We start from the raw sequence: 322 nt of genomic DNA on the forward strand, positions 1-322 counted from the left end.
TGATAACGGACACACGGTGTGCCTTGCCGGCCACTGCCTGGATCAGGCGCTTTAGGTTGGCAAAATGGTCATCCGGGGAGAGGTGGTTCTCGTAACCGAACAGGTTGTAGGTAACGCTGTAATTGCCCGGATCGACAACGATAAAGCTATCGTCGCCGCGCACAGACTCCCTGACCAGGCCCTTTGCGTCACCGCTCTGGAAGCGGGGGCACTCACAGGGGATGATAAAGATATCCTTCTCCACGCCTGCGGACTTTGCCCATTCCACCAGATGCTGGTCGATCAGCTTGGTCAGCTCCTCTGCACCGGGGCAGGCCAGCAG

Annotated in this window: 1 protein-coding gene; it reads right to left on the reverse strand. The window is 58.4% G+C overall.

Going from position 1 to position 322, the window contains the following annotated elements; all coding sequences use genetic code 11:
• Positions 1 to 322: ribose-phosphate pyrophosphokinase-like domain-containing protein (locus P0G09_RS16850; protein WP_275253239.1), on the reverse strand; the 322-nt coding region annotated here is incomplete at both ends.

It is taken from the genome of Faecalibacterium sp. DFI.5.82 (assembly GCF_029076575.1).
Classification (GTDB): Bacteria; Bacillota; Clostridia; order Oscillospirales; family Ruminococcaceae; genus Faecalibacterium; species Faecalibacterium duncaniae.